This window comes from uncultured Ruminococcus sp. (assembly GCA_902785355.1).
GTDB lineage: Bacteria > Bacillota > Clostridia > Oscillospirales > Acutalibacteraceae > Ruminococcoides.
In genome coordinates, this window is sequence record CACZYF010000006.1 from 33234 (window position 1) to 53444 (window position 20211).

General features: G+C 49.5%; 15 protein-coding genes. All 15 read left to right on the forward strand.

Features of this window, described 5'->3' with window-relative positions; translation table 11 throughout:
• Nucleotides 1-12 precede the first annotated feature (12 nt).
• The 15 genes from R2I50_RS02275 to R2I50_RS02345 all read left to right on the forward strand — a co-directional run bounded on the left by R2I50_RS02275 (nucleotide 13) and on the right by R2I50_RS02345 (nucleotide 20038).
• Nucleotides 13-660, forward strand: coding sequence for a V-type ATP synthase subunit D (locus tag R2I50_RS02275; protein ID WP_316607476.1), 648 nt, complete (start codon nucleotides 13-15; stop codon nucleotides 658-660).
• Between the two features lie 95 nt (nucleotides 661-755).
• Nucleotides 756-1061 (forward strand): YlmC/YmxH family sporulation protein, encoded by a 306-nt coding sequence (locus R2I50_RS02280; RefSeq protein ID WP_316607477.1) that lies wholly within the window; start codon nucleotides 756-758, stop codon nucleotides 1059-1061.
• Nucleotides 1062-1481: 420 nt separating this feature from the next.
• The gene (locus tag R2I50_RS02285; RefSeq protein WP_316607478.1) at nucleotides 1482-2162 is read left to right on the forward strand and encodes a hypothetical protein; all 681 of its coding nucleotides are present in this window, start codon (nucleotides 1482-1484) and stop codon (nucleotides 2160-2162) included.
• A 195-nt stretch (nucleotides 2163-2357) separates the two neighbouring features.
• Nucleotides 2358-3092 carry a 30S ribosomal protein S2 gene (gene rpsB / locus R2I50_RS02290; RefSeq protein ID WP_316607479.1) on the forward strand — a complete coding sequence of 245 codons (735 nt, stop codon included), beginning with the start codon at nucleotides 2358-2360 and terminating at the stop codon, nucleotides 3090-3092.
• A gap of 81 nt (nucleotides 3093-3173) precedes the next feature.
• Complete coding sequence (gene tsf, locus R2I50_RS02295) at nucleotides 3174-4097, forward strand: translation elongation factor Ts (RefSeq protein WP_316607480.1); 924 nt, start codon at nucleotides 3174-3176, stop codon at nucleotides 4095-4097.
• Between the two features lie 301 nt (nucleotides 4098-4398).
• Nucleotides 4399-5106, forward strand: coding sequence for a UMP kinase (pyrH, locus tag R2I50_RS02300; RefSeq protein ID WP_316607481.1), 708 nt, complete (start codon nucleotides 4399-4401; stop codon nucleotides 5104-5106).
• 54 nt (nucleotides 5107-5160) lie between these two features.
• Nucleotides 5161-5715: a ribosome recycling factor gene (gene frr / locus R2I50_RS02305; RefSeq protein WP_316607483.1), complete on the forward strand. Its 555-nt coding sequence runs from the start codon at nucleotides 5161-5163 to the stop codon at nucleotides 5713-5715.
• Between the two features lies 1 nt (nucleotide 5716).
• Nucleotides 5717-6463 carry an isoprenyl transferase gene (locus tag R2I50_RS02310; protein WP_316607484.1) on the forward strand — a complete coding sequence of 249 codons (747 nt, stop codon included), beginning with the start codon at nucleotides 5717-5719 and terminating at the stop codon, nucleotides 6461-6463.
• Nucleotides 6464-6548: 85 nt separating this feature from the next.
• A complete protein-coding gene (locus R2I50_RS02315; protein WP_316607486.1) occupies nucleotides 6549-7364 on the forward strand; it encodes a CDP-archaeol synthase in 816 nt (271 codons plus the stop codon).
• Nucleotides 7365-7372: 8 nt separating this feature from the next.
• On the forward strand, nucleotides 7373-8524 hold the full coding sequence (locus R2I50_RS02320) for a 1-deoxy-D-xylulose-5-phosphate reductoisomerase (RefSeq protein WP_316607487.1): 1152 nt from the start codon (nucleotides 7373-7375) through the stop codon (nucleotides 8522-8524).
• Nucleotides 8525-8578: 54 nt separating this feature from the next.
• The gene (gene rseP / locus R2I50_RS02325) at nucleotides 8579-9907 is read left to right on the forward strand and encodes an RIP metalloprotease RseP (RefSeq protein WP_316607488.1); all 1329 of its coding nucleotides are present in this window, start codon (nucleotides 8579-8581) and stop codon (nucleotides 9905-9907) included.
• A 1-nt stretch (nucleotide 9908) separates the two neighbouring features.
• Nucleotides 9909-10952 carry a flavodoxin-dependent (E)-4-hydroxy-3-methylbut-2-enyl-diphosphate synthase gene (ispG, locus tag R2I50_RS02330; RefSeq protein WP_316607489.1) on the forward strand — a complete coding sequence of 348 codons (1044 nt, stop codon included), beginning with the start codon at nucleotides 9909-9911 and terminating at the stop codon, nucleotides 10950-10952.
• Between the two features lie 62 nt (nucleotides 10953-11014).
• A complete protein-coding gene (locus tag R2I50_RS02335) occupies nucleotides 11015-15361 on the forward strand; it encodes a PolC-type DNA polymerase III (RefSeq protein WP_316607490.1) in 4347 nt (1448 codons plus the stop codon).
• Between the two features lie 110 nt (nucleotides 15362-15471).
• Complete coding sequence (locus tag R2I50_RS02340) at nucleotides 15472-16716, forward strand: AI-2E family transporter (RefSeq protein ID WP_316607491.1); 1245 nt, start codon at nucleotides 15472-15474, stop codon at nucleotides 16714-16716.
• Nucleotides 16717-16750: 34 nt separating this feature from the next.
• On the forward strand, nucleotides 16751-20038 hold the full coding sequence (locus R2I50_RS02345; RefSeq protein WP_316607492.1) for an alpha-amylase family glycosyl hydrolase: 3288 nt from the start codon (nucleotides 16751-16753) through the stop codon (nucleotides 20036-20038).
• Nucleotides 20039-20211: the final 173 nt, after the last annotated feature.

A 20211-nucleotide genomic window follows, 5' to 3' on the forward strand; every position in this document is an offset into this window, starting at 1 on the left:
AGGTGATAATATATGGCTGTCAAGCAGGTCAATCCGACCCGTATGGAGCTCACGAGGCTCAAGAAAAAACTGAATACGGCCACCAGAGGACACAAGCTCCTCAAGGATAAGCGCGACGAGCTGATGCGCCGCTTTCTGGAGATGGTGCGCGAGAACCGTGCTCTCAGAGTTAAGGTCGAGCAGGCTCTCGCTAAGGCGAACGGCAACTTTGTTCTCGCGAAAGCCGCCATGAGCGATGAAACGCTGAAGGCTGCGCTGCTTGCGCCGAAGCAGGAGGTCTATGTCAGCACCTCCTACCGCAACGTTATGAGCGTGGATATTCCCGTCTTTGATACCGAGACGCGAACGCCCGACCCCAACGATATCTATTCCTACGGATTCGCGTTCACCTCTGCGGATCTTGACGACGCGGTGCTGTCGCTCTCCGAAATCCTGCCCGACCTGATCAAACTCGCCGAGATCGAGAAGAGCTGTCAGCTGATGGCGGATGAGATCGAGAAGACCCGCCGCCGCGTCAACGCTCTCGAGCACGTCATGATCCCCGAGACCAGAGAGCAGATCCGTTATATCACCCGTAAGCTGGATGAAAACGAGCGCTCGACCCAGACCCGACTGATGAAGGTCAAGGATATGATGCTGCAGCAGGCTCACGGATATTAATCGGTCGTAAAATTCATAATTTGTTCACACCCTCTTCATGAGGGTGTATTTTTTTATTATATAATGAATATCATAATGCAGGGAGGTGATGATTCTTGCCCTGCAGATTGCAAGAGTTGAGAAAAAAGGAAGTCATCAACGCAAAAAGCGGGTGCCGTATAGGCTTTGTGGACGATTTGGAGGTCGATACGACCTGTGCAAAAGTCGTAGCGTTGATCGTTTACGGCAGACCGAAGTTTTTCGGGCTTTTCGGTAGGTCTGACGACTGCCTGATCAAGTGGGAGAATATCCGCCTGATAGGGGAGGACGCGATCCTTGTCGAAAATTGTGTGCAAAAAAAGGTAAATAAAGCAAAAAACCGTCATACTTTTGTAACGTTTTGTCACCAAATATTTTTGTGAACCTTAGCAAATTGCACTATATAATATTGTTGATTATGTACAGTTTTTCTAAAATAATCTTCGAAAATCGAAATAAAAGCGTTTTATAGTGCTTTAAAAGAACTAAAACGCAAAAGTAACAAACTTGCAATTCTTGTTATTTTGTGGTTAAATAAGACTCGAAATGAAGCGACAACTTAGGATTTACGCGACATTTTACTTATCGGATCACCGATAACTCTATGAAAGGAGGAGATTCAAATGAGTACAGAAACGATTCGATTATTCCGTCGGATAGCTTCCGTAGGTATGTGTGCAGCAATGCTCATGTCATACTCTCTGATTCTCGCGCCGGGTGTAGGAGCAGCAAGTGATACCAATAAAACAGAAACCGCTACGAAAGACAGTGCAAATATAATGTCGGCTGAGGATGCGCTCCTGATGAAGCGAGCCATCACCATCGACGAGGCAAAGAAAGAGGCTCAGGAGGTCGTCACCGAACAGTTGGCGATCCAGAAGGCCGCCGAGGAGGCTGCTACAGAAGCCGCTTCCAAGGAGACCGCGAAGAAGAGCAGCAAGGCGTCTAAGCCTGCCGCAGATTCTTCCTCTGAGTCCTATTCCTCCGATGATGAATACGCCGACTACAGCTCGACATCCGATGACGAGGATTATGAGTCCTATGAGAGCTCATATCCGGCGGCATCAAGTTCATCACAATTTCTGATGGACATCGACAACCCCGACCCGTATTACACGGGTTGCACGGTATATCTCAACGACGCTGACCGAGATATCACCGAGCGTATCCTGATGGGTGAGGCAGGCAGCCAGGGCTTTGACGGCATGGCGCTGGTCGCACAGTGTATCAGAGATACTTACGTCAACGGCAGCTACAGCAGCATGAAGCAGCTCCTGGTTCAGAACGGTTACTACGGTTCTACCTCGATCACCCCTTCTCAGACTGCTAAGGAAGTTGTCAACTACATCTTCGATCAGGGCGGTTCTGCCGTACAGCACAGCATCCGCGTGTTCTACGCGAGCAACCTTTGCTCCAGCCCCTGGCATGAGTCTCAGCAGTATGTCTGCTCTTACGGCTACGTCAGATACTTCGATATGTGGTAATTGTTGAATAAAAACTTTGAGAAATCAAGCTTTTTCCTCTGAAAATGCTTGATTTCTTTTTTTATTTGTGGTAAAATATTCAGGCATTACGCACGTTGACGGCTTGACAGTCGGGTGTCGCAGCGGATTTTCCTGCGATTTTCCTGTCAAAATACCCGCCGCAACGGAGGTTTATAACCTAAGGAGGAAAACAAAATGGCAGTAGTTTCTATGAAACAGCTTCTGGAGGCAGGCGTACACTTCGGCCACCAGACTAGAAGATGGAACCCTAAGATGGCTCCCTACATCTTCACTGAGCGTAACGGTATCTACATCATCGACCTGCAGAAGACCGTTGTTAAGCTCGAGGAAGCGTACAACTTTGTTCGTGAGATCTCTATGGAGGGTAAGAACGTTCTCTTCGTCGGTACCAAGAAGCAGGCGATGGAGTCTGTTAAGGATGAGGCTACCCGTGCAGGCGCTTACTATGTAAACGCAAGATGGCTGGGCGGCATGCTCACTAACTTCACCACCATTCGTCGCAGAATCGCTCGCTTAAAGCAGCTGCGCACCATGGAGACCGACGGTACCTTTGATCTTCTGCCCAAGAAGGAAGTCATCAAGCTCAACCTCGAGATCGAGAAGCTTGAGAAGTTCCTCGGCGGTATCAAGGATATGACCGAGATGCCCGGTGCTCTGTTCATCGTTGACCCGAGAAAAGAGAAGATCGCCGTAGCTGAGGCGAAGAAGCTCGGTATTCCGATCGTTGCGATCGTTGATACCAACTGCGATCCCGATGATGTCGACTACATCATCCCCGGTAACGACGACGCGATCCGTGCCGTTAAGCTGATCTCCGGTGCGATGGCTAACGCGATCATCGAGGGTAAAGAAGGCCAGATGGGCGCTGCCGCTGCTGAGCCCGAGGCTGAGGAGATCGTAGAAGAGTAATTTTTGATTGTTATCGCAAAGGACAAAGGTTCCCTGTAACAATCTTAACCTTATAGTATAATAACGAAAGGAATGGTATATATGGCATTTACAGCTCAGGATGTAAAGGCGCTTCGCGAGAAGACCGGCTGCGGTATGATGGACTGCAAGAAGGCTCTGACCGAGGCTAACGGCGATATGGACACCGCTATTGACGTATTAAGAAAGCAGGGTCTGGCTAAGCAGGCTAAGAAGGCTGACCGCATCGCGGCAGAGGGTATCGCTCTGGCGATCACCAACGAGACCAATACCAAGGGCGTTGTCATCGAGGTCAACGCTGAGACCGACTTCGTAGCTAAGAACGCTGATTTCCAGGCTTTTGTAAACACCTGTGCTCAGACCGTAATGGCAGAGAACCCGGCTGACGTCGAGGCTCTCCTCGCTACTAAGGCTGTCGGTTCCGAGATGACCGTTGCCGAGCTCCTGCAGGAGAAGGTTCTCACCATCGGTGAGAACATCCAGATCCGCCGTTTCGAGCTGGTTGACGGCGCTTGCGTTGCTTACGTTCACGCGGGCGGCAAGATCGGCGTTATCGTTAACTTCGATACCGATATCGACGCTGCAAGCCCCGAGTTCGTTGCCTACGGTAAGGATATCGCGATGCAGATCGCTGCACTGAATACTCCTTATCTGAACGAGGCGGAGGTTCCCGCTGAGGTCATCGAGCATGAGAAGAGCATCATGGTCGAGCAGATGAAGAACGATCCCAAGATGGCTAACAAGCCCCAGCAGGTTCTGGAGAAGATCGTTTCCGGTAAGCTCGGTAAGTACTACAAGGAGAACTGCCTGGTCGATCAGGAGTTCGTCAAGGACAACACCCTGACCGTCGGCAAGTACACCGACGCTACCGCCAAGAAGCTCGGCGGCTCCATCGCTATCAAGAAGTTCATCCGCTTTGAGAAGGGCGAGGGCATCGAGAAGCGTCAGGACGACTTCGCTGCAGAAGTTGCCAGCATGGTAAAATAATTCAACATCCATTAAGCGGGAGCAGGCAACTGCTCCCGTTTTTTCTTTATAAGAAATTGCCCGTATCACATATGGAAAAGTTATTTTGCCGCTCTTTTGCGGCTAAGCAACAAAAATGAATGGAATTTAGCACGACTGAAAACTGTTCATAACCTGTTAAAATCTTTTGTGTATTATCATAGAATTTAAGGATGAATATTTGTTGCTTTATCCGAACAAGATTTGTGCAGATTGACTTTACAAAAATGTCACTTTGTAGTAAAATAATATATAATTATGAATTTAATGTGGAGTGATATGCATGAAACCAAAATACAAGCGAATTTTATTGAAATTATCCGGTGAATCTCTTGCGGGAGCGGAGAAGCACGGTATTGATTTTGATACCGTGCAGAAGTATTGTATTCCTATCAAGAAACTGGTTGACGACGGCGTGCAGGTTGCGATCGTTGTCGGCGGCGGCAACTTCTGGCGCGGCCGTTCCAGCGGCGATATGGATCGCACCCGCGCGGATCACATGGGTATGCTGGCGACTGCCATCAATGCTCTCGGCGTAGCCGATGCACTTGAGTCGATCGGTGTGGATGTCCGCGTCCAGACTGCTATCACCATGCGTCAGGTCGCTGAGCCTTATATTCGTGCTCGCGCGATCCGTCACATGGAGAAGGGCAGAGTCGTGATCTTCGGTTGCGGTACCGGTAATCCCTTCTTCTCGACCGATACAGCCGCTGCACTCAGAGCTGCAGAGATCGAAGCGGAGATCATCCTCAAGGCGACCTTGGTCGACGGCGTTTATGATAAAGATCCCAATACCTATGCGGACGCTGTGAAATATGAACAGCTTTCATTCCATGAGGTTCTCGAAAAAGATCTGAAGGTCATAGATTCCACCGCTGCCGCGATCTGTAAGGACAACAGCATCGGTTTGATGGTGTTCAGTATCCTTGATCCCGATAATATCTACGACGCGGTTTGCGACACGAAGGTCGGCACCTTAGTTACGAACTGATTTGCTTTGTTTTGTTTTGTTTATTATTAACACTTAACATAAGGAGGATTTACCATGAAAGAAGTATTAAAGAAGAATGACGAGCGTATGCAGCGCCGCATCAACCACCTGATCGATGAGTTTAAGTCGATTCGTGCCGGCAGAGCGAATGCCGCCGTGCTCGATAAGGTCACTGTTGATTACTACGGCGTTCCCACTCCTATCAATCAGCTTTCTTCCATTTCTGTTCCCGAGGCGAGAACGCTTGTGATCCAGCCTTACGACGCGAGTTCTCTGCGTTCCATTGAGAAGGCGATCCAGATGTCCGATGTCGGTATTAATCCCCAGAATGACGGCAAAGTACTCCGCCTGATCTTCCCGCCCCTTACCGAGGATAAGCGTAAAGAGATCGCGAAGGATATCGCGCATATCGCCGAAGACAGCAAGGTGCAGATCCGTAACGTCCGCCGTGACACTATGGAGAAGCTCAAGGCGATGAAGAAGAGCGGCGAGCTGACTGAGGACGACCTCAAGGAAGGCGAGAAGAAGGTTCAGAAGTCGACCGATAACTTCATCAAGGAGATCGACAGCATCACCGATAAGAAGAAGAAAGAGATCATGGAGATCTGATATGGCTTTGTTTAAAAAGAAGCCGGAGGCTGAGATCAGCCTGCAGGATATTATCCTGCCCGAGCATGTCGGTATCATCATGGACGGTAACGGTCGCTGGGCAAAGAAACGCGGCTTGCCGCGTTCGGCGGGTCATACCGCAGGCGCTCAGGTTTTCCGTAAGATCGCCCGCTACTGCAGCAATATCGGCATCCGCTATCTGACGGTTTATGCCTTTTCCACCGAGAACTGGAAACGTCCCAAGGACGAAGTCGACGCTCTGATGCGCCTGTTCAAGGATTATTTGGAGGAAGCAATCAGGGATTTCAAGGATGACAGCATCATCCTACGATTCATCGGAGACCGCTCGGCTTTCTCTCCCGAACTGATCGCTCTGATGGAGGAAAACGAGACTGAATCCAAGGATAGGGACGGCATGGTGCTCAATATCGCCATGAACTACGGCGGAAGAGCGGAACTGATCACCGCGATGCGTCAGATGGCGCGCGAAGCGGCTGACGGCACGCTTGATCCCGATTCGATCGACGAACAGGTCGTGTCCGATCACCTATATACGAAAGGTGAGCCCGATCCTGACCTGATCATTCGCCCGAGCGGTGAGAACCGCACCTCGAATTTCCTTTTATGGCAGAGCGCTTATGCCGAGTATGTCATCATGGATGTGCTCTGGCCCGATTTTAAGGAAAAAGATCTTGATGCTGCTTTGATAGAATACGCGAAGCGAAACCGACGTTTCGGCGGCGTATGATTAATGATTATTTGTTTATTGGGGTGAATTCCTGTTTTACCCCATGACATTCTCAACTAGTATAGTTGATTAGAGGAGGATGGAGATGAAAACGAGATTGATAACCGCCGGCATATGGGCGGCGTTGGCGATCGTACTGATCGTCATCGGTTCGTTCGCTACGATCGTAGTGACGATCGCGCTCTCGCTGGTGAATGTTCTGATCTGCGGGGAATATCTTTCTGCAAAGAAGCTTCATAAGGATATGAAGCTGTTTATCCCCGGCTTGATCTGTGCGTTTTTGATCCCGATGCTTTCGATGACTGAGGCGTGGCTCATCCCGCTGTTTGTCTATGTTTTTGGCATGTTTGTGCTTTCGGTCGTCTTTCATAAGACCGTCAAGACAGAGGACGTGATGTTTGCAATGACCGGCGTTGTACTGCTGTCGGTATCGCTCTCGGCGTTAAACGCCTTGGTATGGAGCGATAAGGAGCATGCTGCGTTCTGGATCGTATTTGCGCTGGGAGTTCCGTGGATCGCTGATTCCGCCGCGTATTTTGCCGGCGTCAAGTTCGGTAAACGCAAGCTTTGTCCCGAGATCAGCCCCAACAAGACTGTTGAAGGAGCGATAGCAGGCGTACTGGGCGGTACGCTCGTAACGCTTTTGATCGGTTTGATTTTCAAGCTGATCTACGGTCAGGTAACCGTTTACTTCTGGGTACTCCTGATGGTCGGTTTTATCAATTCCATCGTTTCCATTTTCGGCGATCTGACCTTCTCCGTCATCAAGCGCAATTGCAAGATCAAGGATTACGGTTCGATCATGCCCGGACACGGCGGTATGCTCGACCGCTTTGATTCCGTCGTATTCTGCATCCCCGTTCTCTACATCTTCTCGATTTATTTTTATTTTATCTTATAATTTTTGATATGGTACAAACACTTTCTATATTAGGCTCGACGGGTTCGATCGGCACTCAGACGCTCGACGTAGTTCGTAAGCTGAATTTGACTGTCAAGGCACTGTCTGCTCACAGCAGTATCGGTTTATTGGAAGAACAGATTCGCGAGTTCAAGCCTGCTCTGGCTGTCGTTTTTGATGAGAAGAGGGCAGAGGAGCTGAAAATAAATATCGCCGATACCGATACCAGGGTGCTAAGCGGTATGGACGGATTGTTCGAGATTTGTCACGACGATTCCGAACTGTTGGTTAATTCGGTTGTCGGTATGGTTGGTTTAGCTCCTACCTTAGAAGCAATCAATGCGAAGAAAAACATTGCTTTCGCAAATAAAGAAACGTTGGTCGCCGGCGGCGAATTGGTCATGAACGCCGTGAGGGAAAACGGCGTTAAGCTGCTTCCCGTTGACAGCGAGCACAGCGCTATCTTCCAGTGCCTGCAGGCTTCACCGCCGCATAAAGCGCTGAAGAAGATTTTGCTCACTGCGTCAGGCGGCCCGTTCTTCGGAATGACAACCGATGAACTTCGCGGCGTGACCGTCGAGCAGGCTCTCAACCATCCTAACTGGGATATGGGCGCAAAAATCACTATCGACAGCGCTACTATGATGAATAAAGGGCTCGAGATCATAGAAGCTGCCTGGCTGTTCGATATCGATCCCGACGATATTGAGGTTGTTGTTCATCGTGAGAGTATTATCCACTCAATGATTGAATTTACCGATCATTCGATTTTAGCGCAGCTGGGTATGCCCGATATGCGTATCCCGATCCAATATGCGATCACATATCCCGAGCGTTATCCGTCTCTCGTTCCTGAGATCGACTGGAAAACATTATCGCAGATGACCTTTTTCAGCGCTGACGATAAAACATTCAAGTGCCTTGCAGCTTGCAAGCGCGCGATGAAGAAGGGCGGACTGTATCCCGCAGTTGCTAACGGCGCGAACGAGGTCGCTAACCGCTTGTTCCGTGACAGGAAGATCTCCTTCCTCGCTATCGGTGAGTTGGTTTCTGCCGCTGTCGATGAGCTGAACGTCGGTAAGGCTTCATGTCTGGATGACGTGCTTGAGGCTGATGCGATGGCGCGTGAATTTGTAAACGAAAACTATCATAAACTATAAATAACACAATTTGGAGATGGTATTATCACCGTACTGACTACGATAGCGCTGATATTGATTGCGGTAGCGCTGTTTGAACTGATTATATTTTTACATGAGGGCGGACATTTCATAACTGCTAAGAAAAGCGGTATCAAGGTAAATGAATTTGCATTGGGTATGGGTCCCAAGATATTCAGTTTTACCAAGGGTGAGACCACTTACTCGCTTCGACTGTTCCCGATAGGCGGCTACTGCGCCATGGAGGGTGAGGATGAGGACAGCGATAATCCCCGCGCTTTTAATAATGCGGCAATATGGAAGCGCATGATTGTCATTATCGCCGGAGCGGTAATGAATATTCTGTTCGGACTGGTGTTGATGTTGATCACACTGCTCCCGCAGGAAAGCTTTGCGTCTACGACAGTATCTGAGTTTTCCGTTTCGTCCTTTACGGCGGTAACCGGACTCAAGAGCGGTGATAAGATCGTTGAGATCAATGATTACGCGGTCAATACCTCCACGGATTTTTCCTTTGCGCTTTATACACTGCCCGTCACTCAGGTAGACGGTAACGAACTGAGCGTCTATAAAGAGGATTGCGCCTTCGATCTATACGTCCGTGCGACTGAACTGGTCGATGAGAACACCACCAAGGAGCAGAACGAAGCGGTTGTCAAGCTTCTCGGTGAAGCGCAGATCAGGCTGTCTGATACAAAGTCGAACGGTGAAGCCTATGCTGTTTTCGGCGATTATTATAACAGGATTGCCGAGACGCTCGGAAAGAAAAAGTCAGACAAGATCCCCACTATTGAAATACGTGATACCCGAAGTCGTTTTCGTACTAATATGAAGGTCATCCGCGACGGCGAAATGATCGAGCTTAAGAATGTCGATCTGCTGACGCTTAAGAAAAGCGCCGATGATGACACTCCGCAGCTCCAGGTGGATTTCTATATCGAGCCGATGGAAAAGGACTTCGGAACCGTGATACAACAAACTTTTGCGAACACCGTTTCGGTAGTCAGAATGGTCTGGGGCAGCCTGATCGGATTAATAAAGGGACAGTTCAGTCTGAATGAAATGTCCGGTCCTGTCGGTATAGCTTCCACAATCACGCAGGTTGCCGGAGAGTCACTAAAGACCAACGGCTTCGGCGCCGCTGTAAATTCCATCGTTTATATCATGATGATCATTACCGTCAACCTCGGCGTTGTCAACATGCTGCCGTTCCCGGCGCTTGACGGCGGGCGCTTCCTGATGCTGCTGATCGAGTGGATCTTCCGTAAGCCGGTACCGCGCAGAGTGGAACAGATTATCAATACTGTCGGTCTGATTTTGCTTTTGGGACTTTCGGCTGTAATTGCAGTCAAGGATGTCTGGAAGCTGTTCAGCGGAGGTTAATATGGCTAGTAAACGGTATGTAACCGCTTTGAATACAAAAATAGGCGGCGGCGCGAAGGTATCGGTACAATCGATGCTTAATAAGCCCGCCGAGGATATTGAAGGCTCTGTTGCACAGGCTAAGGAACTCGAGGCGGCGGGCTGTGAGATCATCCGAGTCGCTGTTCCGAATATGGAAGCGGTCAGGCTGATCGCGGCATTGAAAGAAGCTGTAGGGGTTCCGATCGTCGCCGATATCCATTTCAATTATAAATTAGCGCTTGAGTCGATTGCGGCGGGTGTGGATAAAATTCGTATCAACCCGGGTAATATCGGAGATGACAGCCGCGTTAAGGCAGTTGCCGACGCTTGTAAAGCAAAGAATATCCCGATCCGCATAGGTGTTAACTCCGGCTCTCTCGAGAAGCATATTTTGGCAAAATACGGTCATCCTACTGCCGATGCGTTGTGTGACAGCGCGCTCTATCATGCTTCGTTACTTGAAAAATTCGATTTTAACGATATTGTTCTTTCAATGAAGTCGTCGGACGTCAATACGATGGTCAAGGCGTATCGTCTCGCTGCGCAGCGCTGTGACTATCCGCTGCACCTCGGCGTGACCGAGGCGGGTACCAGACGTATGGGTATCATCAAGTCGGCAGTCGGTATCGGTGCGTTACTTGTCGACGGTATCGGCGATACTATTCGCGTTTCGTTGACCGATAACCCCGTCGAGGAGGTCTATGCCGCGAAGGATATTCTGAGATCACTCGGAATGGGGGACAGCGGCGTCAAATTCGTTTCCTGTCCGACCTGCGGCAGAACCAAGATAGATTTGATCTCTCTTGCAAATGAAGCCGAAAATCGGCTGAGAAACTGTACCAAGGATATTACCGTAGCCGTGATGGGCTGTGTGGTGAACGGTCCCGGTGAAGCAAGAGAAGCAGATATCGGTATTGCCGGCGGCGACGGAGAAGGCTTGATCTTCAAGAAAGGCGAGATTATCGCCAAGGTTTCTGAAGATGAACTGATCGACCGTCTTATGCAGGAGATCGAAAAACTATAATCATTATTTAATTTTCGGCATTTTTATGGCCGATGTCACGAATCTTGAATAAAGGTGTATGAATGATAAAACTAGGTGAGGTTTTTTCGCCGTATCTCGTGTCGCTTGACAGTACGATGGCTGACGCGACGGTGAATCAAATCCGTGTTAATAAAGACAAACGAATACTGAATATTGATATATATTCCGATATATTATTGACCCGCAAGGCGATCTTTGAAACGCAAAAGCAGATCGCTAAAGCAGAGATCGGCGTAGATAAGGTGATTATCCATCCTCATTTTCCGTCCTCTGCCTTTGATACGGACTATTTCGACGAGTTGATCGCCGCGTTAAAGGAGCGCAATCCGAGTCTTAACGGTACCCTGAATGACGCTGTTTTGAAGCGTGAGGGAGAGGACAGGCTGAATGTTGAATTGGCGCACGGCGGTTTGGCGTTATTAAAGTCCAAGGAGTTTGATGTTCTGCTTTCCGATTTGATCTTTCGCGAGTTTGGACTGAGCTTTGAAATAATCTTTTCCGGTGTGACGGAGCTTGGCGTCGACGATAAGCAGTTCACCGAGAGTATTGACAACGCGCAGAAGAAGATCGCGCGTGAGAAGCTTGAAGAACTCACACAGCTTTTTGAAGGCGAGGAACGCTCCTCGACTAAAAGAGAAAGCGAGAAAAGTGTTTCGAGTATCGAGATACGCAAAGACCGATACCTGTATCCTCAGATCCTTCCCGAGAGTGTGAAACCGCTCTATGGCAGAATCACTAAGGGAAAGATGATTCCGATCGAGAAGATCGCTTACGATACCGGACGGGCGACGGTCTGGGGCGATGTGTTTGCCGTTGAGACTAAGGTCACACGTTCGGGTGATAAAAACATTATCAACATCGATATCACCGACTACACAGGTTCCGTTACCGTGAAGGTCTTTGATTCCATACAGAACTGTTCGGTGCTCGAAGGTATCCGCAAGGGCTCTACTATCATTGTATCCGGCGACGTAGAATTTGATAAGTTTGCAGGCGATACGATCATCAGCGCGAAGTCGATATCGACCGTCAGGAAGGTCGAGGTCGTTGACGATGCGCCTAAGAAACGTGTAGAGCTCCATCTGCATACCAATATGAGCCAGATGGACGCCGTAACCGAGGCGGGTAAGCTTGTCAAGCGTGCCGCCGACTTCGGACATAAGGCGATCGCCATCACCGACCATGGCGTCGCTCAGGCGTTTCCCGACGCTATGAACGCTGCGGAGGGGCTGGAGCGCAACGGTAAGGAGATCAAGGTCATTTACGGAACAGAAGCGTACTTTATTGATGACCTGTGTACTCCTGTGGACGGAAGCGGCAACGAGCCGCTCGACGGTACCTTCGTTTGCTTCGATCTGGAGACTACCGGCTTATACGCGACGAATGATAAGATTACCGAGATAGGCGCTGTAAAGATCAAAAACGGCAGTATTATCGATACGTTTTCGACTTTTGCCAACCCCGAACGCCCGATTCCCGCGAAGGTTGTTCAGCTGACCGGAATCACCGACAGCATGGTAAAGGATGCTCCTTCTCAGCGGGAGGCTGTCAGTAGCTTTTTAAAATTCTGTGAAGGCTCTGTATTAGTCGCGCACAACGCGCCCTTTGATACCGGCTTTATTCGCAAAGCTTGCCGGGATTTTGGCTTTACATATGACTTTACCTCTATTGATACTGTTGCAATCGCGCGAAATATCCTACCTGATATCAATAACGTCAAGCTGGATACTTTAGCAAAGCATTTTCGTCTCGGAAAGTTTAACCATCATCGTGCGGTAGATGACGCCGAGATGTTGACAAATATCTTTTTAAATATGGTCCGTCTCCTACAAAAGAATCATGACGTTCACGATCTGGACGACATGCGTAGGAAGATTATCGGCGGCGATTATCGTAAGCTGCCGACCTATCATCAGATTATTCTGGTCAGAAATCAGACAGGTCTGAAGAACCTGTACAAGTTGATTTCCTATTCTCATTTGAAGTATTTCCACCGCCGTCCGAGGATCCCGAAATCGGAGCTCATGAAGCATCGCGAGGGTCTGATTATCGGTTCGGCTTGCGAAGCAGGCGAGCTTTATCGTGCGATTCTTCATAATAGCAGTGATGAGGAGATCGAACGTATTGCTTCGTTTTATGACTATTTAGAGATCCAGCCCTCCGGCAACAACCGTTTTCTGTTGCGAGAGGGAGCGTTCCGTGATGAGGAGCATCTGCAGAGCGTTAACCGTCGGATCGTCGAACTCGGAGATAAGCTGGGTAAACCGGTTGTCGCAACCTGTGACGTTCACTTCATGGATCCGCATGACGCGGATTACCGCATGATCCTCTTGGCGGCTCAGGGCTTTGACGACGCTGAGGATCAGGCACCGCTGTATTTTCGAACGACCGCCGAGATGCTTGAAGAGTTTGCGTATCTGGGCGACAGGGCGGAGGAGGTTGTCATCGATAACACCAACCTGATCGCCGATATGTGCGAGTATGTCCGTCCGATTCCGGAGGGCAACTTCCCGCCGTTCATAGAAGGCGCTGAGGAACAGCTGACCTCCATTACGTGGCAGCGAGCAAAGGATAAGTACGGCGATCCGCTTCCTGAGATCGTCAAGGCGAGATTGGATAAAGAGCTTAATTCTATCACGAAATACGGCTTTTCCGTGCTGTACATGACCGCGCAGAAATTGGTCGCCGACAGTGAGGCGCACGGCTATCTGGTCGGTTCACGAGGATCCGTCGGTTCGTCCTTTGTCGCAACGATGTCCGGTATCTCCGAGGTCAACCCTTTGTGTCCGCATTATCTGTGTCCTAAGTGTAAGAAGAGTATTTTCTTTGAACACGGCGAATATGGCTCCGGTTTTGACATGCCGCCGAAGAATTGTCCTGACTGCGGCACGCCGATGGAGCGCGACGGGCATGAGATCCCCTTCGAGACCTTCCTCGGCTTTAAGGGAGATAAGGTTCCCGATATCGACCTGAACTTCTCCGGCGAACAGCAGAGCGCCTCCCACCGATATACGGAAGAACTCTTCGGCCGTGAAAACGTCTTTAAGGCAGGCACGATCTCGACTGTAGCCGATAAAACCGCTTACGGTTACGTCAAGAAGTTCTGTGAGGAGCATAATCGCACCTTACGCAAGGCGGAAATGAATCGTTTGGCGGCAGGCTGTACCGGCGTAAAGCGCACAACGGGTCAGCATCCCGGCGGAATGGTCGTTGTTCCGCGCGGTATGGAGGTCTATGACTTCTGTCCCGTTCAGCATCCTGCCGATAAGAGTGATTCGGATAATATTACGACTCACTTTGATTTCCATTCTATCCATGATACCATCACTAAGCTCGACGAGCTCGGTCATGATGTTCCGACAATCTATCACTATCTTGAGGAAAATACCGGTATCCCGGTCATGGACGTCTCCATGAGCGATCCCGATGTGATGTCCCTCTTTACATCTCCTGCTGCATTAGGCGTAACACCGGAGGATATCGACAGCGAGACCGGCACCTTTGCTCTGCCGGAGCTGGGTACGGGATTTGTACGTCAGATGCTTGTTGAGTCCAAGCCTAAGACCTTCACCGACTTATTACAGATCTCCGGATTGTCGCACGGTACCGATGTTTGGATCGGTAACGCTGCCGATCTGATCAAGGACGGTACCTGCACGATATCCGAGGTTATCGGTACGCGAGATTCGATCATGACATATCTTATGCACAAGGGGCTCGATCCCTCTATGGCGTTCAAGATTATGGAGATCGTCCGTAAGGGAAAGTCAACTAAGCTGCTCACCGAGGAACACCTGAACGCAATGAAGGAGCATAACGTTCCTCAGTGGTACATCGACTCCTGTATGAAGATCAAGTACATGTTTCCTAAAGCGCATGCGGCAGCGTATATGATCTCTGCTCTCAGACTCGGATGGTATAAGGTACATAAGCCGCTGGCATTTTACGCGGCATATTTTACCGTTCGTAACGATAACTTTGACGGCGCGACCCTCTTAAAGGGAAGAGAGGCGGTCAGGGGTAAGATCAAGAGCATAGAGGAAAAGGGCTTTGAGGCGTCTGCCAAAGATAAAGCCGAGATACCGATGCTGCAGATCATGAACGAAATGCTGGCTCGCGGAATCGAGGTATTGCCGGTAGATATCTACAAAAGCGAGGCGAAGAAATTTGCTATCGAGGACGGAAAGATTCGTCTGCCTTTCTGCTCGCTTGCCGGCGTTGGAGAGAACGCGGCTATTTCGCTCGCAGAAGCCGCTAAAAAGGGCGAGTATCTGTGTATTGACGATGTCGTATCCCGCTCCAAGGTCACCAAGGCTGTTATCGAAACGCTTAAGGAATGTGGAGCGTTCGGTGATTTACCCGATTCTGCACAGATGAGTTTGTTCTGAATTGATTACCCTTTGGACAAATTCTATTTTTCAAAAAAACACACAAAATTCTATATGATTTTGCCAAAATTTGAGGTGATATATTGAAAAATGTAAAATTAAAGCATATAATGTTAGTAATCCTATATACTGTTGCGATAATTTTCTTTTTCATCCACATCAGCGACGTGGCAAAGGTATTGAAGTTTATCTTCTCCGTTCTGGCGCCTGTGATGTATGGTTTGGTGATTGCTTATCTGCTGAATTATCCCTACAAAGCGTTCAAGGATCATGCCTTCAAGAAGATGGGGAACAAACATGCGTGGCTAAAAAAACTACGGAGCCCCTTGTCTTTGATTCTATCTTATGTTATAGTATTTGGTATAATAAGCTTTTTGATCAGCACGCTGATCCCTGAGCTCTCTTCCAGCGTAACAACCTTGATCGATAATATTCCCATGTATGAGCAGGCGGTTAAATCCGCCTCCGACAGTGTTGCTGATTTTATTCAGCACTGGACAGGATACAACATCTACGAGTTTGCTACATACAGCAATTTGATTGCGTTGATCACCGGTAACGATACGACTGAATTCATCAAAAATATCGCAACCAATTACATTCCGTCGGCGTTCTCAACCATCATGGGTATCGGTAACGGTCTGTATAACTGGGGCTTGGGAATCGTTATCTCCATTTACCTCTTGGCCGGTAAGGAGAAACTGATCCGCCAGTTTAAGATCGCAATCGTCGCATATACGCCTGAAAAGTTCCACAAACGATTCTTCAAGATTGCGGATGTGTTCAATAATAAATGCGGTAAGTTTATCGTCGGTAAGATCATTGACTCGTCGATCATCGGCGTGATGTGCTTTATCGGCTTGACTATCTTCCGCTTCCATTATCCGCTTTTGATCAGCGTTATCATCGGCGTATTTAACCTGATCCCGTTCTTTGGACCTGTTATCGGCGCGGTTCCTGCTGCGTTCTTGCTTTTGATCATCAACCCGATGGAGGCTCTGGGCTTCATCGTATTTTTGATCATACTGCAACAGTTCGACGGAAATATCCTCGGACCCAAGATCCTCGGCGAAACGGTTGGCATTTCCGGCTTCTGGATCATGATCTCGGTCATCGTCGGAGGCGGACTGTTCGGCGTACCCGGTATGCTGTTGGGCGTTCCGTTCTTTGCCGCGATCTATACGCTGATAGAGGAAGGCGCTGTGCAAAGATTACGTAAAAAGCAAATTTCAGCTGACGATATTGTTCCCGAACCGGAGGAACCTCCGAAGGCTCCTAAAAAGAGTTTGAAGATCAAGGATAATCCGATTCTGGAGAAAGCGTCCGAGCTGATAAATAAAGGCAAAAACAAATAAATCATTTGTTTAATTAGGAGGTTTTAAGATGCAAATGAAAAAAGTAGTTAGCTTGATCATGGTCATCGCTATGATGCTGACCATCTGCGTCATTCCCGGTATGGCTGCTCCCTCAGACACTGCCGCGACGTCAGACGGCGCATCGGACTATGCTCTTGCACCCAACATCCAGAGCGGTAATATTCTGCACGCGTTTAACTGGCGCATGCGTGATCTCGTGAAGTACGCTCCCGAGATCGCTAAGGCCGGTTACACTTCCGTACAGATATCTCCGATCCAGAAGACAAAGGTGACCGCAAATGACGGTTCCTACGCAACTGACTGGTGGTCGTTCTACCAGCCTATCGACATGACTGTCGGTAATGCTCTCGGTACCGCCGCGGAGCTGAAGGCTGCTACCACTGAGCTGCATAAGTACGGCATAAAGGTTATCGCCGACGTCGTTACCAACCATGTAGCGAACTGCACTACCAAGGCTGAAGCGAATCTTGTAGCGCAGCCTCTGAGAACTCTCGTTAAATCCGGTGGTTACGCTCGTCACTCGCTGACATCTAATACCACCTCCAGCGACAGCAGTCGTGAGGATCAGACTCAGAAGGACCTGGGCGGACAGCTTCCCGATATCGATACCAGTGTAAAGGGTTATCAGAATTATGTTATCAGCAACCTGCTTGACCCGTTGGCTGATAACGGTGTCGACGGCTTCCGTTTCGATGCTGCTAAGCACATCGAGACTCCCAGCGACAGCAGCGGTTCCGATTACTGGCCGACCGTAACCAACGCGATTAAAGCAAAGAATTCCAATGCTTTCATTTACGGTGAGGTTCTCGCTTCCGCCGGTAAGTTTAACATCAGCGCTTACACGCAGTACATGAATGTCACTGATTATTCCTTCGGCGATACTGTGCGTAACGCTTTGAATTCCAAGAACGCTTCCAGTCTTATCAACTATGGTTATGAAGGCAAAGCAGCAAAGAACAAGAACGTTCTGTGGGTTGAGTCTCACGATACCTTCTGCGACAACAAGTCCACTTCTCTGTCGCACACTCAGCAGATCCTGGGTTGGGCTGTTGTCGGTTCCCGTGCCGATGCTCCCGCTCTGTTCTTCGTTCGTCCTAAGCACGAGGCTCTCGACAGCGCCGGCTTCATCAAGTATGATGATCTGATGGGTGCCCCCGGTGCTCTTGATCTTTGGAAGGATCCCACCGTTGTTGCTGTCAATAAGTTTAAGAATGCGTTTGTAGGTCAGAACGAGACCACCACCGCTTCCGGCGCCAACCTGTTCGTACAGCGCGGCACTACCGGTATGGTTATCGTTAACCTGAACGGCTCCTCTACTTCTATCAGCCAGTCCTGCTCAATGACCGCAGGCTCCTATAAGGATCAGGTTTCCGGCGCTACCTTCCAGGTATCCGGCGGCAAGATCACCGGTACCGTCGGTGCTACAGGTGTAGCTGTTGTTTACAACACTACAGCCGAGAACTCTGCGCCCGAGATCACTCTGTCCCTGAACAACACCGAGCTGACTCCCGAGGTTCTGAGCCGTTACACCGCTGCTACCGCTACCGTAAAGGTTGACCTCAAGAACGCGACCTCTGGTACCGTAAAGGTTTCTAACCTGGCTCCCGTTGAGATCCCCGCAGCCGGTAAGACCTTCACCCTGAACAGCACCATTCCTTATGGCAAGAGCGTTGATGTAACGGTTACTGCTACCAACGGCTCCAAGACTGTTTCCCGTACTTATAATATTAAGAAGAAAAATGCCAGCGAGGCTAAGAGAGTCTATTTTGACAACAGCGTTATGAAGTGGCCTGTCGCTTCTACCGGCGCTCCCGGAATCTATGTATTCTGCAAGACCGGTGTTGCTGCGTCCACAAAAATCGGAAGCTATGATTCTAACAAGATGCTCGCTGTTTCCGGACAGACCGATCTGTATTACTTCGATGTTCCCGCGAACACCAATTATGTTAAATTTAATGAAGGCTTTATCGCTTCTACCTATACCGACAAGTCCCATGTTGACGCATACGGACGTTGCCATCTGTTCCACACTTTCAATGAGTGCGGCGGCTATTGCGGTCGTACCATGCCTGAGACGGTTGTTAACTACGGTACTGCCAACAGCGCTGCTAACCGTGAGAACGGCGGTTATGAGCTTGTAGGCTCTATGATTCTGCGCGACCTTCGTTTCGAGGACTACGGCGACTATCCGGCTGCTACCCTGACTGCTGCCGATACCTCTCTGGGCGGCGGCGACGATCCGAATCCTCCCACACAGCCCGCTACTCAGCCTGCTACTCAGCCCGCTACTCAGCCTGTCGGCAAGAAACTGCTCCGCGGTGATGCTGACCTCGACGGTGACGTCAACATCCTCGACGCTACTTTGATGCAGCGCCATATCGCTGAGATTTCTCAGCTGACCGAAGACGGTGTTCTTGCTGCTGATATCGACGGTGTGGACGGTTTGGATATGCCCGATGTTACCTATCTCCAGCGCTATCTTGCGGGTATTGGTAACCCCTATAAGGTCAATGAGTACTTCTACACCGGCAGCGGTGAGGTCGTAGAGCCTACTACCGCTCCTCAGCCGACTCAGGCTATTGTTGAGCCGACTACTTCCGGTGAAGCAAAGGATCTGGTCAAGCTGCCCAACAAGTTCGTCGCTCTGATTTACTGTGAGGAATTCGGTACTTCCGACGCTGACAGAACAAAAGAGGTCGCGATGGATGCCTACGGTCGTTTGACCTATGACTTCCCCGGCGACAGCTATGTGTTTGTCCGCAACTACAATACCGGCGTTCAGTATTGCACCGACGGCTGGTCTAACTTCGCAAATCCCGCTACTTTGGTGAATCAGGCAAACCTGACCTCTACCTTCGATAAGATGTATGTACCTGCCGGCTCTCATACTCTGTATCTGCAGCCTGCTTCCGGTGACACCTACACCTTAGAGTATGACGGCAATTATAAGGATCCCGGTACCGGCGGCAACACCGATCCCACTCAGGGCGGTAGCCAGACCGAGCACACCTTCCTTCTGACCGATAACTTCAATTGGGGCAAGGCTTATGTCTATGCTTGGGACGACGACGGCAACGAAATGAACGGCGCATGGCCGGGTTCCGCCCAGGCTGAAACTCAGGTTAACGAGTACGGCGAGACTCAGTTCTTATGCCACGTTCCCGCAGGTGCTACCGGCGTTATCCTGAACAACGGCAACGGTGCTCAGACTGAAGATATCAAAGACTTCAACCATGCAGGTTATTGGATGGATGGCTCTAAGAATGATTTAGGTCACTATATCGTAACCGCTTGGGACTGATCTGTTGATTCATCTATTGCTTGATTAATAACCAAAACAGGGGCAGACTTCGTTCTGCCCCTGACTTTTTATTATAATACTAATCCTTGATAAAAAGATTTAATCAGATATTAGTGATATATTTCGGATAGCGCGACGGGAGACGCAGACAGGCTGGCGCCTGTCAAGGAGCC